At 66.7% G+C, this 17,687-nt stretch carries 15 protein-coding genes and 1 riboswitch; of the genes, 8 read left to right on the top strand and 7 right to left on the bottom strand.

What is annotated here, in order from left to right; translation table 11 throughout:
- Positions 1-1,125 carry a branched-chain amino acid ABC transporter permease gene (locus MLE27_RS04595; protein ID WP_243310708.1) on the bottom strand — a complete coding sequence of 375 codons (1,125 nt, stop codon included), beginning with the start codon at positions 1,123-1,125 and terminating at the stop codon, positions 1-3.
- Positions 1,126-1,219: 94 nt separating this feature from the next.
- On the bottom strand, positions 1,220-2,383 hold the full coding sequence (locus tag MLE27_RS04600; RefSeq protein WP_243310709.1) for an ABC transporter substrate-binding protein: 1,164 nt from the start codon (positions 2,381-2,383) through the stop codon (positions 1,220-1,222).
- Positions 2,384-2,705: 322 nt separating this feature from the next.
- Here MLE27_RS04600 and MLE27_RS04605 point away from each other — a divergent pair, with 322 nt between their 5' ends.
- Genes MLE27_RS04605 through MLE27_RS04620 form a run of 4 tightly spaced genes read left to right on the top strand, consistent with a single transcriptional unit; the run spans position 2,706 to position 6,021 of the window.
- Positions 2,706-3,323 (top strand): D-sedoheptulose 7-phosphate isomerase, encoded by a 618-nt coding sequence (locus MLE27_RS04605; RefSeq protein ID WP_243310710.1) that lies wholly within the window; start codon positions 2,706-2,708, stop codon positions 3,321-3,323.
- Positions 3,324-3,344: 21 nt separating this feature from the next.
- Entirely contained in the window at positions 3,345-3,587 is a 243-nt protein-coding gene (locus MLE27_RS04610) for an FmdB family zinc ribbon protein (RefSeq protein ID WP_243310711.1), read from the top strand.
- Positions 3,584-4,522 carry a hydroxymethylbilane synthase gene (gene hemC, locus MLE27_RS04615; RefSeq protein WP_279355676.1) on the top strand — a complete coding sequence of 313 codons (939 nt, stop codon included), beginning with the start codon at positions 3,584-3,586 and terminating at the stop codon, positions 4,520-4,522. Before MLE27_RS04610 ends, hemC begins: the two co-directional genes overlap by 4 nt.
- Positions 4,523-4,554: 32 nt before the next feature.
- A complete protein-coding gene (locus MLE27_RS04620; protein WP_243310713.1) occupies positions 4,555-6,021 on the top strand; it encodes a hypothetical protein in 1,467 nt (488 codons plus the stop codon).
- Between the two features lie 40 nt (positions 6,022-6,061).
- On the opposite strand, the gene MLE27_RS04625 is transcribed toward MLE27_RS04620, so the two are convergent.
- From MLE27_RS04625 to MLE27_RS04635, 3 genes are all read right to left on the bottom strand, one after another.
- The gene (locus MLE27_RS04625) at positions 6,062-6,256 is read right to left on the bottom strand and encodes a hypothetical protein (protein WP_243310714.1); all 195 of its coding nucleotides are present in this window, start codon (positions 6,254-6,256) and stop codon (positions 6,062-6,064) included.
- A gap of 114 nt (positions 6,257-6,370) precedes the next feature.
- Positions 6,371-7,447: a nicotinate-nucleotide--dimethylbenzimidazole phosphoribosyltransferase gene (gene cobT, locus MLE27_RS04630; RefSeq protein ID WP_243310715.1), complete on the bottom strand. Its 1,077-nt coding sequence runs from the start codon at positions 7,445-7,447 to the stop codon at positions 6,371-6,373.
- A gap of 100 nt (positions 7,448-7,547) precedes the next feature.
- Positions 7,548-7,711: riboswitch (cobalamin riboswitch) on the bottom strand.
- Between the two features lie 44 nt (positions 7,712-7,755).
- Entirely contained in the window at positions 7,756-9,099 is a 1,344-nt protein-coding gene (locus MLE27_RS04635; RefSeq protein WP_243310716.1) for an ATP-dependent 6-phosphofructokinase, read from the bottom strand.
- A gap of 64 nt (positions 9,100-9,163) precedes the next feature.
- Between MLE27_RS04635 and MLE27_RS04640 the strand changes: the two genes are divergently transcribed.
- Both MLE27_RS04640 and MLE27_RS04645 read left to right on the top strand, forming a co-directional pair.
- Entirely contained in the window at positions 9,164-10,153 is a 990-nt protein-coding gene (locus MLE27_RS04640; protein ID WP_243310717.1) for a glycosyltransferase family protein, read from the top strand.
- 13 nt (positions 10,154-10,166) lie between these two features.
- Positions 10,167-12,131 (top strand): O-antigen ligase family protein, encoded by a 1,965-nt coding sequence (locus tag MLE27_RS04645; protein WP_243310718.1) that lies wholly within the window; start codon positions 10,167-10,169, stop codon positions 12,129-12,131.
- Between the two features lie 16 nt (positions 12,132-12,147).
- On the opposite strand, the gene MLE27_RS04650 is transcribed toward MLE27_RS04645, so the two are convergent.
- On the bottom strand, positions 12,148-12,612 hold the full coding sequence (locus MLE27_RS04650; protein ID WP_243310719.1) for a hypothetical protein: 465 nt from the start codon (positions 12,610-12,612) through the stop codon (positions 12,148-12,150).
- 378 nt (positions 12,613-12,990) lie between these two features.
- On the opposite strand from MLE27_RS04650, the gene MLE27_RS04655 reads away from it, so the two are divergent.
- On the top strand, positions 12,991-14,055 hold the full coding sequence (locus tag MLE27_RS04655) for a polysaccharide deacetylase family protein (protein ID WP_243310720.1): 1,065 nt from the start codon (positions 12,991-12,993) through the stop codon (positions 14,053-14,055).
- Between the two features lie 4 nt (positions 14,056-14,059).
- Complete coding sequence (locus MLE27_RS04660) at positions 14,060-15,220, top strand: glycosyltransferase (protein ID WP_243310721.1); 1,161 nt, start codon at positions 14,060-14,062, stop codon at positions 15,218-15,220.
- Between the two features lie 450 nt (positions 15,221-15,670).
- Here the strand turns inward: MLE27_RS04660 and cls are convergent, their stop codons facing one another.
- Positions 15,671-17,047 (bottom strand): cardiolipin synthase, encoded by a 1,377-nt coding sequence (gene cls, locus MLE27_RS04665; RefSeq protein ID WP_243310722.1) that lies wholly within the window; start codon positions 17,045-17,047, stop codon positions 15,671-15,673.
- Positions 17,048-17,687 lie beyond the last annotated feature (640 nt).

Consider the following 17,687-nt stretch of genomic DNA (forward strand, 5'->3'; position numbering starts at 1 on the left):
CTATATCTTCGTGGTTTTGGGTTTGCCGAAGAGGCCGGTGGGCTTCCAGGTCAGGATGCCCAGCAGGATGGTGAAGCTGATCAGGTCGCGCAGCTCCGAGCTGAACACCGCCGCCACGATGACCTCCAGGAAGGCCAGCAGGAACCCGCCGACGAAGGCGCCGCGGATGTCGCCGATGCCGCCCACCACCGCCGCCACGAAGGCCTTCCAGCCCACCAGCGCGCCCATGAAGGGGTCGAGCACGGGGAAGTTCATGGCGTAGAGCATGCCCGCCATGCCCGCCATGGAGGAGCCCAGGAAGAAGGTGAACACGATCACCGCGTCCAGGGGGATGCCCATGAGCGGCACCGCGAACTTGTCGTAGGAGACGGCCCGCATGGCCATGCCCAGCTTGGTGCGGGTCACGATCCATTGCAGGAGCGCGAACATCAGGAAGCTCGCGGCGATGGCCGTGAGCTTGGTGATCGAAATCTTGGCCCCGGCCACGTCGAACACGACGCGCGGCAGGAGCGTGGGGTAGGAGAGGCGGCTCGTGCCAAGCAGCGAGAGGTTGCCGTACTCCAGGATGATGCCCATCATGAGCGCCGTGATGACCACGTAGAGCCGGTTGGCGCCCTTGAGCCTGAGCGGCTTGTAGGCCACGCGCTCGATGAACACTCCCACCACCGAGGTGAGGATCATTGTCAGGGGCATGGTGACTGCGAAGACCAGGATCTTGTCCGCCCCGGTCTCGAGCTTCATGCCCTGGCCCCAGTAGTAGATGGCGGCCGTGACGGTGATGAAGATGCCCCCGAGGATGGCGGGGTAGCTGTAGTTCTTCCGCCCGGGGGCCTGCGGCTTCTTCTTGATGGCGAAGGAGACCGCGGCCGTGACGATGAGGGCGAAGAACCCGGCGAACACCAGCTTCACCATGATGGGCGAGTTGGGCGGGATCAGCGCGTGCTGCCCCATGATGTAGGTGGCGGCGAAGAAGGCGATGTAGGCCCCCACCATGAAGATGTCGCCGTGGGCGAAGTTGATGAGCAGCAGCACGCCGTAGACCAGGCAATAGCCCAGGGCGATGAGGGAGTAGTAGCTCCCCAGCTGCAAGGCGTTGAGCGCCTGTTGGATGACGGTTTCGAGCATGACCTGTCCCGAGGCTGACGGATTATGGGCCGAGGATGCAGTGAACAACAAAAACGGGCGCGGGGGATCGCTCCCCCGCGCCCGTGCGGGGCGGTTACGGACAGACGGACTCGTGGAAGGTGAATTCACCCTTGTCGCTGATCTTGACGATCACGGCGCACTTGATGGGGTCGCCGGTCTTGCCGTCGAAGCTCATCTTGCCGGTGATGCCGGCGTAGTCGCGCATGGTGGCCATGGCGTTGCGCAGGGCCTCGCGGTCCTTGGGGAGGTCGCCGGAGATGGCGCCCATCTTCTGGATGGCGGCCAGAACCATGCCGGTGGCGTCCCAGGTCAGGGCGCCCACGTCGTCGGGGATCTGCTTGAACTTGGCGTTGAAGGCGTCGATGAATTCCTTGGTGGCGCCCTTTGCGCCGGCGGCGGCGTAGTGGGTGACGAAGTACTGGCCTTTGCAGTCGTCGCCGCACAGGGCCATCAGCTCGGCGGAGCCCCAGGAGTCGGAACCCAGGATGGGGCCGGTGTAGCCCAGCTCGCGGGCCTGCTTAACGATCAGGGGCACTTCGTTGTAGTACTGGGGGGTGAACAGGACGTCGGGCTTGGCCTTGATGATCTTGGTCAGCTGGGCCGAGAAGTCCACGTCCTTGGTGGTGAAGGTTTCATAGGCGACCACGGAGCCGGGGCCGTTCAGCTTCTCGAAATCCTTCTTGAAGAACTCGGAGAGGCCCTTGGGGTAGTCGGAGGCCACGTCGAAGAGCACGGCGGCCTTCTTGGCCTTCAGCTGCTCGGTGGCGAACTTGGCGGCCACGGGGCCCTGGAAGTCGTCGAGGAAGCAGGCGCGGAAAACGTAGGGGCGGTCGAGGGTGGTCTTGGGGTTGGTGGACCAGCCCGAGATCATCACGGTCTTGTTGTTGTTGGCCACTTCGGCGGCGGGGATGGCGCGGCCGGAACCCTGGGGGCCGACCATGGCCAGCACCTTCTCGCCCTCGATCAGCTTCAGAGCGGCGTTCACGGCAGACTCGGCCTTAGCCTCGTTGTCCACGTAGACGAAGTCCAGCATGTACTTCTTGCCGCCAACGTCGAGGCCGCCAGCGCCGTTGACCTTCTCCTTGAGCATCTCGGCCGCGTCCTTGCTCATCTCGCCGACCTTGGGGATGTCGCCGGTGAGGGGGATGTTGAAGCCGATTTTGATGGTGTCGGCGCCAAAGGCGGCAGCCGGGAAGGCGAATGCCGCGACCAGCAAGGCAACGAGGAGTTTTTTCATTGACCGCTCCGTAGTTGAGGTTTGCGGACGTCCTCGGCGGGAGGACAACACCCCGGGCACACGCCACCCGGTTGGCCGAATCTCAATATCCGAATCGCACAAGGAAAAAAAGTACAAAAATGCAAAAAACCCCTGATTCCCGGGATGCAGACTTTCAAAAATGCGGCAATGGCCAGCTGCGGGCCAGGATGATGAGACAAAATCCAATAGCCCGGATTGCCTGCCAAAGCAACTGGCTGTAGGGTGGTTCGGCGTTGTCTTCCGCGCGCCTTTTGGTTACCACCACACCACCCGACGAACCGGACGGCCAGGAGGTGCCATCGTGACAGCAGACGCCCTGGAACTGGTCCTGGAACACGCCCGCGAGGGGGCCGAGCTGCGGGAGCGCTTCTTCCGCGACAACGCCCAGGCCGTGGTGGCGGTGGGGCGCACCCTGGCCCTGTGCCTGGCGCGCGGCGGCAAGATCCTCTTCTGCGGCAACGGGGGCTCCGCCTCCGACTGCCAGCACCTGGCCGCGGAGTTCGTGAACCGCTTCCAGCTGGAGAGGCCGCCCCTGCCCGCCCTGGCCTTGACCACGGACACGTCCATACTTACTGCCATCGGCAACGACTACGGGTTCGATCTGGTTTTCGCCAAGCAGGTGCAGGCCCTGGGCCGTGCCGGCGACGTGCTGGTGGGCATATCCACCTCGGGCAACAGCCCCAACGTGCTGGCGGCCATGCGCGCCGCTCGCGAGAAGGGGCTGACCACCGTGGGCATGGCCGGGCGCAACGGGGCCATCGTGGGCCTTTCGGACCACGCCCTGCTGGTGCCGCACACGGTGACGGCGCTGATCCAGGAAGTGCACATCGCCGCCGGGCACATGCTCTGCAAGCTGGCGGACCACTATCTTTTCGAAGCTGTGGCGGAGCTTAAGCCCTGGCTGGACCAGAAGGCCTGAGCGCGCCGCCAAGGAGAACACATGCCCATCTATGAATATCGCTGCGAGGACTGCGGCTGCGACTTCGAGGAGCTCGTCTTCGGCGACAGGAAGCCTCCGTGCCCCAAGTGCGGCTCCGCCAACACCGGCAAGCTCATGAGCGCCTGCCGCCACACCGCCGGGCACAACCCCGGCGGCTACCAGGGCAACACCGTGCCTGCCTCGGTGCCTTCGGGCGGGGGCTGCGCCGGATGTTCCGGCGGGAGCTGTTCGACGTGCAAATGACCATCACAATTGCCACCAGGGGAAGCAAGCTGGCCCTTTGGCAGGCCAACCACATCAAGTCCCTGCTGGAGGCCGAACACCCGGGCCTCACGGTGGAGCTGCTCATCCTCAAGACCCAGGGCGACAAGATCCTGGACGTCCCCCTGGCCAAGGTGGGCGGCAAGGGCCTGTTCGTGAAGGAGATCGAGGAAGCCCTGGCCGACGGCCGGGCCGACCTGGCCGTGCACTCCATGAAGGACGTGCCCGTGGAGCGCCACGAGGGCCTGGTGCTGGACGCCATCCCCCAGCGCGAGGACCACGCGGACATGCTGCTCTCCGTGCATTACGCCAGCCTCGAAGCCCTGCCCCGGGGGGCCAGCGTCGGCACCTCCAGCCTGCGCAGGCAGGCCCAACTGCTGGCCATCCGCCCGGACCTGGACATCCGCATGCTGCGCGGCAACCTGGACACGCGCGTGAACAAGCTGCTCGAGGGCCAGTACGACGCCATCGTGGTGGCCGCCGCCGGGCTCAACCGCCTGGGCATCACCGCGCCGCACATGGTGCGCCTGGGCCCGCCCGAGTTCCTGCCCGCCGTGGCCCAGGGAGCCCTGGGCCTGGAGCGCCGCGCTGCCGACGAGCGCGTGGCCGCCCTGACCGCCTTTCTGGACCACCCCGGCACCCGCGACGCCGTGCTGGCCGAGCGCGCCTTCCTGGAGCGGCTCCAGGGCGGCTGCCAGGTGCCCATCGCCGGTTCCGCCCGGGTGGAAGGGGACCAGCTGGTGCTGACCGGGCTGGTGGCGGACCCCGAGGGATCGGCGCTCATCCGCGCCGAGCTCTCCGCCCCGCGCGGCGAGGCCGAGGCGCTGGGCCGGGCCGTGGCCGAAGAGGTGCTGGCGCGGGGGGCGGACGAAATCCTGGCGCGCATGTACGAGGCCGGGGCCCCGGCAGGCAAGTGAGCCGCCCCAGGGCTGACGGAACCCGCTGACCCATGCGACCCAATCCCCTGACGCGCCTGCTCTGGCTGGCGGCCATGTTCGCGACCATGGCCGTGGTCTGCGCCATGAGCTTCGTCAGCGCCTTCAACGCCCACCCTGACGAGAAGGACCACGTGGGCGCGGGCCGCTATTACATGGAATACTGGGACCCCCCGAAGGTGGGCGACGAGCGCGCCCGGGGGGCCTACAGCAACTACGGCGTCTCCTACCTCAACCAGTTGGACGCCGTGTACTTCTTCGCGGGCAAGTTCGCCCGCGCGGTGGTGCCTCTGGCCGGGAAGGACTACCTGGCCCTGCGCCTGTTCAACGTCTGCCTGCTGGGCTGGCTGATGCTGCTGTTCTGGCGGCTCACGCCGCCGTACCGCGTCAGCTTCCTGCCGCTCTTCATCTCGCCGCAGATCTGGTACATCTTCAGTTATTTCAACGGCGACGCCCTGCCGTTGGCCCTGAGCTTCCTGGCGGTGTTCCTGGTCTGCCGCCTTCTGGAGCAGACCGACGCCCTCTCGGGCCTGACGCCCGGCGCGTTCGAGGACGTGGTGGCCTCCCACGCCCAGATGATGAACGTCACGGGCGGCAGCCCGGACGCGGGCGTTCGCACCGGCACGCTGGTCAAGCTGGGGCTGGTGCTCGGGCTGCTGACCGTCTCCAAGCAGAACTACTACGTGTTCCTGGCCTTCTTCCTGTGCTTCTGGGCGGTGGCCGTGGCGGCGGCGCGGCGGCCCGCGCTGGGGCTGCGCCAGGCCCTCCTGGTGGTCGCGCTGCTGGCGGGGGTGCTGGGCCTGCGCCTGGGCGTGGACGCCTGGGTGGTGGGGCACCAGCCGCCGGACGCCGTGTACAAGGCCGCCGAACAGCTTGCCGCCGAAGACTTCAAGCCCTCCAAACAAGCGGAGGGGAAGGGCTTCTGGGGCATGAACATGCGCGCCCAGGGCCTGAGCTTCCAGGAAATGTTCACCAAGTGGAACTGGCACATCTGGACGCAGCGCACCAGCTTCGGGGTCTACGGCTACATGAAGATCTACGCCCCGCTGCTGTTCTACCGCTACATCACCTGGATGCTCTACGCCCTGCTGGCCGCTTCGCTGCTGCCCGCGCTGCTGGCCAGGCCCGCTGGCCCGGAGCCCGACAGGGCCAGCCGGGAGTCGGGCCTCATGGCCATCCCCACGCCGGACGTTCCGGCCGGAGCCGGGCAAGGCAGGCTCGTCCGCTGGGCGCTTGCAGGGGTGTTCCTGATTTTCGCCGGGCTGACCGTGGCCCAGTCCTTCTGGCACTCCTGGACGGCCGACTTCCAGGCCCAGGGACGCTACTTCTTCCCCATCCTGGGCATGCTGGGCAGCCTGCTGGCCTGTTTCGCCGTGCCCTACCGCCGCTTCCAGCCGCTGGTCTGGATCGTGGGGGCCTGCATGTGGGGCATGTCCATGTGGAGCTTCGTGACCGTGGGGCTGGAGCGCATCGCGCGCTGAACCGGAAAAACGGGGGGAACCGAGGCGGGAAGGCGTCTGGCTAGACGATTTCGTTGACCACGTGGCCCACGATGTTCTCCTGGAGAACGTGGATCACCTGGTCGGCGGGCGGGGTGGGCACGAGCACGTGCCCGGCCGGGGCGGCGAAGAATTCGCCGGCCGGGTGGGCCGTGATGGCGTCCGGCGAGTGCACCAGGCCGTCGTAGGTTGCGAAATGGACCAGGCCGTCGTTCATGTCCGGGCTCCGGTTCGAATTGCGGACGATAGAAGGGACGATCCCCGTTGGGGGCCGTCCCTTTCCATATAGGGCCTTCGCCCGGGTTTGTCATCCCCTCGCCGGGGCTGGCGCTCAGGCTTCCGAGGTGCTCACCCCGGCCTGCGCGAACGTGGCCATTTCGTTGTAGATTGCCGCTCCGGCCCGCAGCACGGTCAGGGCCAGGGCCGCCCCGGTGCCCTCGCCCAGGCGCAGGCCCAGGTCCAGCAGGGGGGATGCGCCCACGAGGCGCATGATCTTCTGGTGGCCCGGCTCGGCCGAGGCGTGGCTGAAGAAGCAGTAGTCCAGCACGGCGGGGTTCATCTTCCAGGCCGACACAAAGGCCGCGGAGGAGATGAAGCCGTCCACCAGCACGGCCATGCGGTTGGCCGCCGCGCCCAGGATCAGGCCCGCCAGGCAGGCGATTTCGCAACCGCCCAGCGCGGCCAGAATCTCCACGGGGTCGCCCGAGGCCAGGGCCTTGGCGTTCGCCTGCATGCTCTTCTCGATCACCTGGGCCTTGCGGGCCACGCCCTCGGCGTTCAGGCCCGTGCCGGGGCCGGTGACCTCCACCGGGGCCATGCCCAGGAAGGCGCAGTAGAGCGCGGTGGAGGGGGTGGTGTTGGCGATGCCCATATCCCCGGTGCCCAGCACCCGGTAGCCCGCCGAGGCGGCCTTTCCCGCCAGGGAGGCGCCCAGCATCAGGGCCTGGAGGCACTGCTCCGTGCTCATGGCCGGGCCCTGGGCCATGTTGGCGGTGCCCTGCATGACCTTGGCCTGCAACAGCATGGGGTGCTCGGGGAACTCGCCGCCCGCGCACCCGGCGTCCACCACGCGCAGCTCCGCCCCGGCCTGGCGGGCCAGCACGTTGATGCCAGCGCCGCCGCCCACGAAGTTGAGCACCATCTGGCGGGTGACCTCCTGCGGGAAGAGGCTCACGCCTTCGGCGGCCACGCCGTGGTCGCCCGCGCAGGTGAAGATCACGGCCGGGTCGGCCTTGGGGGCTTGGCCGCCCTGGATCAAGAACAGGCGGAGGGCCATCTCCTCCAGGCGGCCGAGGCTGCCCTGGGGCTTGGTCAGGCTGTCCAGATGGGCCTGGGCCTTGGCGGCCAGGGCGGAATCCACGGGGGCGATGCGGGCGAGCAGGGCGTCGAAGTCGCTGCGGGAAGTCATGGTCTATCCTTTGATACCGGCTGATGCCGGGTTCGGGAAAACAAAAAATCCCTTGGCCCCGGTAAGGGGTCAAGGGATCGCCGTTGCCATAGGTCCAATCCGCGAAACAAGTCCGGCCGTCCGTCTTCAGGCTCGCGCGTCATCCTCCGCCCGCCCTTCCCATCCCCGAAGGGGACAGTGGTTCGCGAGCATCGTCTTCGCTTACTGCGGCGGGACCGCCACGGATTCGCACCGTGTTCCGTAACGGCCGGAGATGGCAGGGCAAGGGCTATACGCCCCGCCCTCGGCTGTCAAGTGCGGGCCGCCTTTCAGACCGGGCAGGCGCAGGCCCCGGGCGCGTTCACCACGCGGTTCTGGCCCGTGGAGTCGAGCACCTGCTGCCAGAAGTTGGAGGTGAGGTCCATGAGCTTTCGCTCCACCGTGACCAGGGGCAGGGGCACGTGGGCCGGGATGTCGTGGATTTCCGTGACCATCAGTCCGGTCTTGCCGGCCATGCCCGCGTGCACGGCCATGGTCCCCAGCATGTTGCAGTGGGCCCGGTCCGAGGCCCCGGCGGGCACGGAGCGGATGATGTAGCTGGGGTCGATGAATTTCACGGACATGGGCAGGCGGTCCTTGAAGTAGCGCTTCATCTCCTTGAGGAGCAGGCCGCAGATGTCGCCCAGGATGCGGTTGCCCGAGGCGTCCGTGAGCCCGGATTCGGGCAGCAGGTGCTGGCCCGCGCCCTCGGCCACAACCACCACGGCGTGGCCCCGTCGCTTGAGCCTGGCCTCCAGGGTGGGCAGGAACCCGGCGGGCCCCTCCAGCGTGAAGGGCTGTTCGGGCACCAGCACGAAGTTGACCTCCTTGATGGCCAGGGCCGCCGCCGCTGCGATGAAGCCGGACTCGCGCCCCATGAGCTTGACCATGCCCACGCCGTAGGGCGCGCCCAGGGCCTCCACGTGGGCGCAGCGGATGGCCTCCACGGCCTTCTCCACGGCGGTGTCGAAGCCGAAGGTGCAGTTGACGAAGTGGATGTCGTTGTCGATGGTCTTGGGCACGCAGACCACGGCGATCTTCAGCCCGCGCTTGGTGGTGACCCCGTGGATGGCCTGGGCCGCGCGCATGGTGCCCACACCGCCCAGCATGAAGAGCACGCCCACGTTGAGCCTCTCCAGGGCGTCCACCACGTCCTCGGGGTTCTGCGGCCCGCGCGAGGAGCCGAGCACCGTGCCCCCGAACTCGTGGATGTCGGCCACGTTGGCCGGGGTCAGCTCCATGACGTCGGGGCTCGATTTGGGGATGAAGCCCGCCAGGCCGTAGCGCACGCCCAGGATGGCGGAGATGTCGTAGCCGTGGTGCGCCTCCATGACGATGGAGCGGATCACGTCGTTGACGCCCGGGCAGATGCCCCCGCAAGTCACCACCGCGCACTTGGTCTTGGGCGGGTCGAAATAGATGTTGGCGCGCGGCCCGCCCTGCTGGAACACGGGGGAGGTGGGGTTGGTGTCGCCAGGCCTGTAGGCCACGTCCAGCAGGACCCCGTGGTCGTCGCTGACGAACAAGGAGCCCTTGCGCGGGTTGGGGATCTTTGCGGGGCCGAGCGTGGGGATGCGGGTGTCGTCGGCGGAGAGGCTGGGCCACGGCTGGCCGAAACGGTCGCATTCGTGCATGGTGGGCCTCGTCGTCGTGGTTTGGTTCGGGTCCGTCCAGTCAATACCCCGGGGTAACAACAAGATGCAAGCCAAACGCTCCACCACATTCTTCTTCATCCCCCCCGTGCGCAAGCCCGCAGGGGGCGTGGCGGTGATCTACCGCATGGCGGCCTTCCTGCACGAGGCCGGGCACGAGGTGCGCCTGGCCCTGCGCGAAAAGGCGGTCTGGCGGCCCGACGCGCCCGACCTGCCCGAGGTGGATGCGGCCGATAGCGGCGTTGGCCCCGGCGACGTGTGGGTGGTGCCCGAGGGCTGGGTCAACGGCCTGGCGCCCGGGCTCGCGGCAAAGGCGCGCTGTTTCTCCTACGTGCAGAACTGGGCCTACCTGTTCACCGGCCTGCCCCCGGGGGTGGACTGGCGCAGCCTGCCCGTGGAGTTGCTGGCCGTGTCGCGCCCCGTGGCCTGGTTCATGCGCGAGGCCCTGGGGGTGGACGCCCCCATCCTGCGCCCGGGCATCGACCTGGAGCTGTTCCGCACCCCGGAGGCCAAGCCAGGCAAGCTCACCGTTGCCTGGATGCCCCGCAAGAACAAGGCCCTGGCCGAGCAGGTCCGCGCGGTGGTCCAGGCGCGCGGCCACACGGACCCGGAGTGGCTGGAGATCGGCGGCATGGATCAGGCCGGGGTGGCCGCCGCCCTGGGCCGCAGTCACGTCTTCCTGGCCTCGGGGTTTCCCGAGGGCTGCCCCCTGCCGCCGCTGGAGGCCATGGCCTGCGGGGCCATCCCCGTGGGCTTCGCGGGTCTGGGCGGCTGGGACTACATGCGCCAGGCCGGGGAGGGCGGCTGCCCGCCCCCGTGTCCCGTGGACGACGTGCCCTGGGGCGGCAACGGATTCTTCGCCTACGACAACGACGTGATGGGCGCGGCCCTGGGCCTGGAGAGGGCCCTGAACCTCTGGCGCGCTGGCGGGCCGGAGCTGGCCGCCGTGCTGGGCAACTGCGCCCGCACGGCCCGCGCCTACGGGCTCGGGCCGCAGCGGCAGGCCGTGCTCGATTTCTGGGACGGCCTGCGTTAAAAGCCCCTGGCCCATGCGACGCAACACCTTCACCACCAGCCTGGCGGCGGCCTTCCTGGCCGTCAACGCGGCGCTTTCCGGCTTCCTGCTCTGGGACATGGGGCCGCGCGTGCGTCTGGCCGCGCTGCTCTGGGCCGCGGCCTGCGCGGCCTGCGTGCGCTGGAGGAGCTTGGCGGGATACCTGACGGCGGCCCTTGGCGCGGGGCTGATCTTCTTCGGCTATCAATCCTATTCGGCCCACGCCCAGGTGCTGCACTTCCTGGTGAGCTGCCTCGCGCTCGCCCTGCTGGCCCAGCCCGCCTCGAACGTTTCCTGGGGGCCGTTGCGCGTCTGGACCGCGGCCTTCGCCGCCGTGATGCTCTGCGGCGTCCTGACGCTGCCCCTGGGCGAGCTGGCCCGCGCGTTCATCGACTTCGGCCCAAAGGACTGGGCGCGGCTGGTGTTCTACAGCACGGCGGACAGCAGCTTCTACGCCTTCGCGGCCATGGACCGCCTGGCCGTGTACACCCTGTTCGCCTGGGCTCTCTCACGCCTGGAGGACGCCGGGCCGCAGACGGCGCTGCTGCGCGGCGTGGCCGCCGGCATCCCGGCGGCGCTGGTCTTCGGGCTGGCCGAGTTCTTCCTGGCCAAGGGCCGGGCCTTCGCCATGAGCGACAGGCTGACCTCGCTCTTCCTCAACCCCGGCTGGTTCGCGGAGTACGTCTGCGTGGGCTTCCCCTTCCTGCTCCTGCTGGGCAGGAAATGGGGCAGGTTCGTGCTCTACGGGCTCCTGGCCCTGGCCCTGGCCGCCATGGTGCTGACCATGGCCCGCGCGGCCTGGCTGGTCTCGGGGCTGCTGGCCGTGGCGCTCATCGTGGCCGACACGGGCCGCTTCGACCTCTTCGCCCTGCATTACAAGCGCATGCTGCGCGGCGCTCTGCTGGGCGTGGCCGTGGTGGGCGTGGTGGCGGCGGGAGTCTACGGCTTCCTGGCGGCCACCAAGATATCGCTGCTCAACTTCCCCCTGGCCACCATGATAACCCAGCGCCTGGAGCTCTTCCTGGACACCCCGCGCCCCACGGTGTTCCGCAGCGGCCTGCTCATAGGCCAGGAGGCCCCCCTTGCGGGCATGGGCTATGAGACCTACGCCTGGCACTATCACAAGCTCATGGCCGTGGAGTCGAGCGCCCTGGCCAAGGCCATTCCGGCGGACGCCGAGGCCTTCGAGGCCACCCACAACCTCTACATCCAGATTTTCGCGGGCGGGGGCGCGCTGGGGCTTGGCCTGTGGCTGCTGCTGGCGTTCAGGGCGGGCCGGCTGTGCCTGATCCGCCACCGGCGGCGGGCCGACCCGGCCAGCCTGGCCGCGCTGCTGGCCCTGGGGGCCTTCCACCTGTTCGGCTTCTTCCAGGAGATGATCTACATTCCGGCGGTGTGGCTGCTCTTCTTTGGCGTGCTGGCCTACTGCCTGCGCCTGGAGGACGAGGAGGGCGGCTGGCTGGCGGAGTTCACCGCGCGCCGGGGCCGCGATCTGGCCGCGCTGGCGGTGTGCCTGGCGCTGCTGGCGGACCTTTTCAACGCCGGTCAGGCGGTCACGGCCGCCCGCTACGGCCTCGGCGGCTACGCGCAGGCAGGGCCCGCGCGCCTGCAAGGGCTTTCAGCCCCGGAACTGGTGGAAGGGCGCACCGTGCGCTGGAGCTGCGGGGCCTCAACTTGGCCCCTTGCCGGACCTGGGCCCTGGACTTATCTGGTCGGGACGCCGCACCCGGACCTGGCGGCCAACCCGGTGGGCGTGGAACTGCTCGCGGGGGGGCGCATTGTGGCCAAGGCGGTGCTGGACGCCTCCACCGGGCGTCACGCCAGCCTGACCATCCCGGCGGGGGCGGCCAAAGAGGGTGAGATTGTGGGCGTCCGGGTTTCCAGACAGTATTTCCCGCTGCAATCCGGCATCAAGGACCACCGCGCCCTCGGCGTGTGGATCGGCGGACCGGGCCTGTGAGTCCCAAAGACGGGCGCTAGTCCCTCGGGCGCACCGCGACGTTGCGGGCGAAGACCCGCAGCTCGTTGAGCAGGCGCAGGCCCGTCTCCCGAATGCCGGAGCTGCGCGTACTGGAGCTCAGGTTCTCAAGCATCTTGAGGTCGGTTTCGAGGTAGAGGCTGGTGTAGGCCTGTGTTTCGGCAAGCCTCTGGCGCGCCAGTGATCTGTCCTCTGGCTGTCGGATCTGCGCGGCCAGGTCTGAGAGCTGGGCCAGGGCGTGGGCGCGCACGGCGTAGGTCATGGCCACGGCGGTGAAGTAGTTGCAGGCGTTGATGTCGCTGGTGCTGTCCGCCTCACGGGCCATTCGGGAGGCCTTGTCGGCAAGTTCCTCGAAGTGGCGCTGCGAGACCTGGTAATGCTTGGGCTCCGCGTGTGCCTGGGCTGCCAGCCCGATGGCCGCGAGCGCCAGGGCCGCTGCCAGATACATTCTGGGGTGCTGCATCGTGTTTCCCCGCTTAAGCAGCGGACGGGACTGCCGCTTCCGGGGAGTCTCGCCGCGATGACAAATTATTTCAGATAGATAGTGTGAGGCAGCCGACCGGAGCCGGCGGCGCGACACTAACAGGTTGCCTGGAGGGGTCAAGCGGCTGCGGGCCGCAAGCCCTGGGTGGTCGCAAAAGCACAGTGATGTAAGCTGGTTGGCCGCTCGCATTGATTTCAGGACCATTTTGTTGTATCGGACGTCCGGGGAAGACACCTCGGACGTCGCCCAAGGCTGTATCGGGTCCAACCTGGTCCGGCATTTGCATATGAAGCGGCGAGCCTGCGCCGTCCCCGAGTTCCTGGGGCGGCAGCGGGTACCGCAACGGAGTATTGGACCATGCAACGACGTAAATTCCTCGGTGCGCTCGCCGGGCTGACCGCCGCGCTCGGAACCGGCCTCGCACCCGGCGCCATCACCGCGCCCTCCGCCCAAGCGGCGGAGTCCCGTCTCCCAAAAGGAATGATGACCTTCACCTTCGACGACGGCATCGTGACCAACTACACCAAAGCCTTCCCCATTCTGCGCAAGCGCAACCAGCTTGCCACGGTGGGCATCGTGGCCAGCAGGGTCACATCGGGCAACAACGACTACATGGACATCTCCCAGGTGCGGGAGCTGCAGGAGGCAGGCTGGGAAGTGGCCTCCCACAGCCTCACCCACACCCGCCCCATCTCCATCCCCAGGACCTACGCCCAGGAGCGGATCCAGGGCTGGCACCTGGACGCCAAGCGGGTGGACCACTACCAGGCCCAGTACGAATACGACCTCATCTCCGGGATCTATCAGGACGAGATGCCCCTGACGCCGGTGGAAAGCGCGGACCAGGTGGACGCCAACAAAGGCTCCTACTGGTACGACAGGACCATCGCCGAACTCCACGTGCACCCCTACCGCGCCCTGCCGGCCCAGTCGCTGGACATCCGCGCGGGCTCCTACCAGCGCGAGCTGGAGCAGTCCCGGCAGATCCTGCGCGAGGCGGGCTTCAACGTGGACACCTTCATCGCCCCCTACAACTACTGGACCGACGACGTGGAGGCCATGAGCGTGGACTACTACGCCAGGGCCTGCACCGGGCGCGACTCCGACAACCGCCCGGCCACCTTCGATCCCTACGCCATCAAGCGCTTCATGGTGCACGAGCACGACACTATGCAGTCGCTCAGCCACATCATCAGGGACCACTGCCTGCAGTACGGCGGGTGGGTGGTGCTGTGCTTCCACGGCGTGGGCGAGTCGCTCGGCTGGGAGCCCTATTCCCCGGAAAACCTCGATGCGCTCTGCCAGTGGATCAACTCCGAGGGCATCCCCGTGGTCACGGTGCGCGAAGGCGCCCGGATCATGCAGGAGCTCCAGCGCAAGAGCGGGCAACGCATCAAAACGGTGAGCAAGAAGGATTCCTAAGAGGATGCGCAAACTCAAGGTGGTGGTCGGCGGTTATGCTGTCGGGTTTCCCCTCGGCGGCCAGGTGTGGATGCTCATGCACATGCTCAAGGGGCTCAGCCGCCTGGGGCATGAGGTCATCTTCCTGGAAGACACGGCCGAGTGGGCGCTGCCCTTCGACCCCAACCGGGGTTACGCCTCGGCCGAATCCAGCCACGGGCGCAAGGTTCTCGCCGAGGCCATGGAGGCCATCGGCCTGGGCGGGCGCTGGGCCTACAACTCCATCTTCGAGAACACGCTCTGGGGCATGGAGCGCGGAGACCTCGAGAGCTTCTGCTCCAGCGCGGACCTGTTCCTGAACGTCTCCGGCGTCATCCCCCTGCGCGATGCCTACATGAAGGCGAAGGTGCGGGCCATCATCGACACGGACCCCATCTTCACCCAATCCAAGATCGCGGGCGACGACTGGACCAGGGACTACTACAAGCGCCACGACGTCTTCTTCACCGTGGGTTGCAACATCCCCACCGGCTCCACCGGCGTCGACCTCGCGGGCATCGACTATGTGCCCCTGTGCGTGCCCGTGGTGCTGGACATGTGGCCCATGCGCGACACCCCGGGCCAGGCCTTCACCACCATCGGCAGTTGGGACGCCCAGGGCCGCGACATCGTGCACGAGGGCAAGCGGCTCTCATGGCGCAAGTGCGAGAAGTACGAGCGCATCATCGACCTGCCCGGCACGCTCCCCGGCGTGGTGCTCGACCTGACAATGAGCGGCATGAAGGAGGACGCCCGGCGCTTCGCTGAACACGGCTGGAACGTGCGCGACGCCCTGCTGCTCTCCAAGGACATCTGGGCCTATCACGACTACATCCTCGACTCGAAGGGCGAGTTCACAGTGGCCAAGGAGCAGAACATCCAGCTGAAATCCGGCTGGTTCTCGGACCGCTCCGCCACCTACCTGGCCGCCGGGCGCCCCGTCATCGTTGAGGATACCGGCTTCGGCACCTACCTGCCCGTGGGCGAGGGGCTGGTGACCTTCGACGGCGTGGACAACGCCAAGGCCGCCATCGAGAACGTGCTGGCCGACTACCCGCGCCACCGCGCGGGCGCGAGGCGCATCGCCGAGGAGTTCTTCGATTCCGACAAGGTGCTCACCGGGTTGCTCGCCGCCTGCGGCTTCTGATCCCGGACCTCTGAAAACCATCTGGCCGCGACGCCCAAGGCGTCGCGGCTTTTTTGTGGTTTTTCAGGGGGCAGGGCGGTTGCCTCCCTGGACAGCCTGGAAATCGGGCTTATATATAAAGCGTGAGGCCGTCAGCCTCCAACAGGTAACGGAGGGGTGAGCGAAATAACCAGTTGCTACCATACCAGCGCACAGAGGCGCATTGGAACCGGGAAGCAATAATTCGCACTGATAAGAGCCACACCTGAAGGTAGGTGAGCATGTCGGCAATCCGACTCCGGCGCTAACAGCTTCCCAGGGAATTTCCGAAAGGGCGACCACAGAATGGCCGCCCTTCTTTTTTGCGTCGATGCGGGCTTGGTCGCTGCCCCGCGGAGGCCGCTGGCTGCTCCCCGGGCGCCATGAGGCCGGGCGATGCGGCGGGGCGCGCACCGCCGCCGGGGAATCCTGTTACAACCAATGTTTGAACATGATGGAGAAGGACTCCTTGAGGCGTTCGCCCTCGGGCCTCGTTTTCCATGCATCGAGGGTTATCTCGTCGGACTCGCCCAGGTCCTTCTCGAAGACATCCTGCAAAGCGTCAGCGAAGTCCTTCCCCAGGATGATCGCATTGACCTCATCGTTCTTCAGCAGGCTCAACGTATCAAGGTTGCTCGACCCCACGGTGGACAGGACGTTGTCGAAGACGGCCGTCTTGGCATGGAGCATCCTGTCGCGGCGCTCGAACAACTGGACGCCGGCTTCAAGCAAACGTTGATAGTAATGCCTGCTGGCGTAGTAGGTCATCTTTGAATCACTGATGTGCGGGAGGAGGATCTTTACATCGACGCCGCGGCTCGCCGCTTCCGTGAGCGCCTGCAGCATCTGCTTGTCGATCACGAAATACGGCGTGGTGATGTAGATCGAGTTGCTGGCATGGGCGATCGCTGAAATGTACATCAGGTAGATGAGTCTGTTGTTCTCTCCTGGCAGGCTGCCGATGACCCTGACAAGCGTCTTCCCGGCCAGTTTCATGTTCGGGAAGTAGTTCCTCTCCGGGAGGGCCGGCCCTTCCTCGCGTTCCCAACTCTGGAGGAACAGTTTCTGGACCTGCGACACGGCCGGTCCCTCGATCTGCAGGTGGGTGTCCCGCCAGGGGCCGCCTTGTCTGCCGTTGCTGAAGAAGGTGCCGGAGTAGACGTTGCTGATGTTGACCCCGCCGGTGAAGGCGACGGTTCCGTCCACGACGAGGATCTTGCGGTGGTCGCGGTGGGTCGGCTGCCAGGATCTTCCGGCATGCACCTTCCCCGGACTCATTGGGTTGAATTCCAGCACGAGGATTCCGGCGTCCCTAAGCCGCTGGAAGAACCCAGGAGGCGTGTTCCTTGAGCCGTAGCTGTCGTACATCAGGTTGACCTGCACCCCTTGGGAGGCCTTGCGCATCAGGGCGTAGGCGAACGTCGCGCCGATCTCGTCGTTGTCGAGGATGAATGTCTCGAAGTTGATGCTGTCCTTGGCGTTCTCGATGGCCTTGAGCATGGCCGCGTAGGTGGCCTCGCCGTCGATCAGCAGGGTGACCTTGTTCCCGGCTTCCAGCGGGATGTCGCTGATGGACTGCATCGACTGGATGTGGCGCTGCAGTATCTCCGTACCGTCGACCTTGTTCTCCATGCTCCTGATGATGGCCTTGCTTTGCCTGGGCGGGAGTATCTTTTGATTCTTCTTGATTATCGGCGTGACATCGTCCTCAGGGTCGTCAGCGTGCAGCACCTTGTTGGCGTCAGGCAGGGAGGCGCATCCGCACGTCGCGGCGACGCACAGGATCAGGCAAATATTGCGGAGATACATACAGGTGGTCGCAAGGGATGCCCTGGTTGCACAGATCATCGACAGTACCTCTGGCCGCCGCCGGCGCGGCGGTGTGCTTGGAAGCTGACTAACCAATTGGAAACTTTGCTGATGATAACAGTTTGATCCATACCCGGATATTCAGTTGATTACAACAACCACCCGGGATTTTGCTGCTTCGCGAGTTCAAGCCGTTCCCGGGAAATGAAAGACGGATCTCGTTGGACCGCGTGGCGGCGCTCCGCTTCCAGGCTGAAAGGGCTTGGCGATGGGGCGCGCTTTCCGGGGATTTGGCTGGTGTGGAGGATGGCTCGGCTTCCAGTCCGACGGCCGGAGTCGGGTGCACGCGCCCTTGGCCCGGCACGCCTGGCAGATGCGCCTGTTCCCTTCCCGGACCTCGTATTTTCGCGGCGAGGCGGTCCGCCTGGCCCACGTGGGGTCATTCTCCCCGCTGGGGCCGCCGCGCACCCCATCCCCCACCAGACTCCCGGTGCATGCGAGTGTAAAAAACGTAATCGGCGTGGTTCATGAAAGTGAAAAAAACGTACTTTCGTATTCGCCTGGAAAAAACATCGGCCAAAATGGCCTGTTCGCGGGAGTTTTGAGTTTGGCACGGTTGATGCTTTATGCTGTGCGTTCG

Source organism: Fundidesulfovibrio agrisoli (genome assembly GCF_022808715.1).
Classification (GTDB): Bacteria; Desulfobacterota; Desulfovibrionia; order Desulfovibrionales; family Desulfovibrionaceae; genus Fundidesulfovibrio; species Fundidesulfovibrio agrisoli.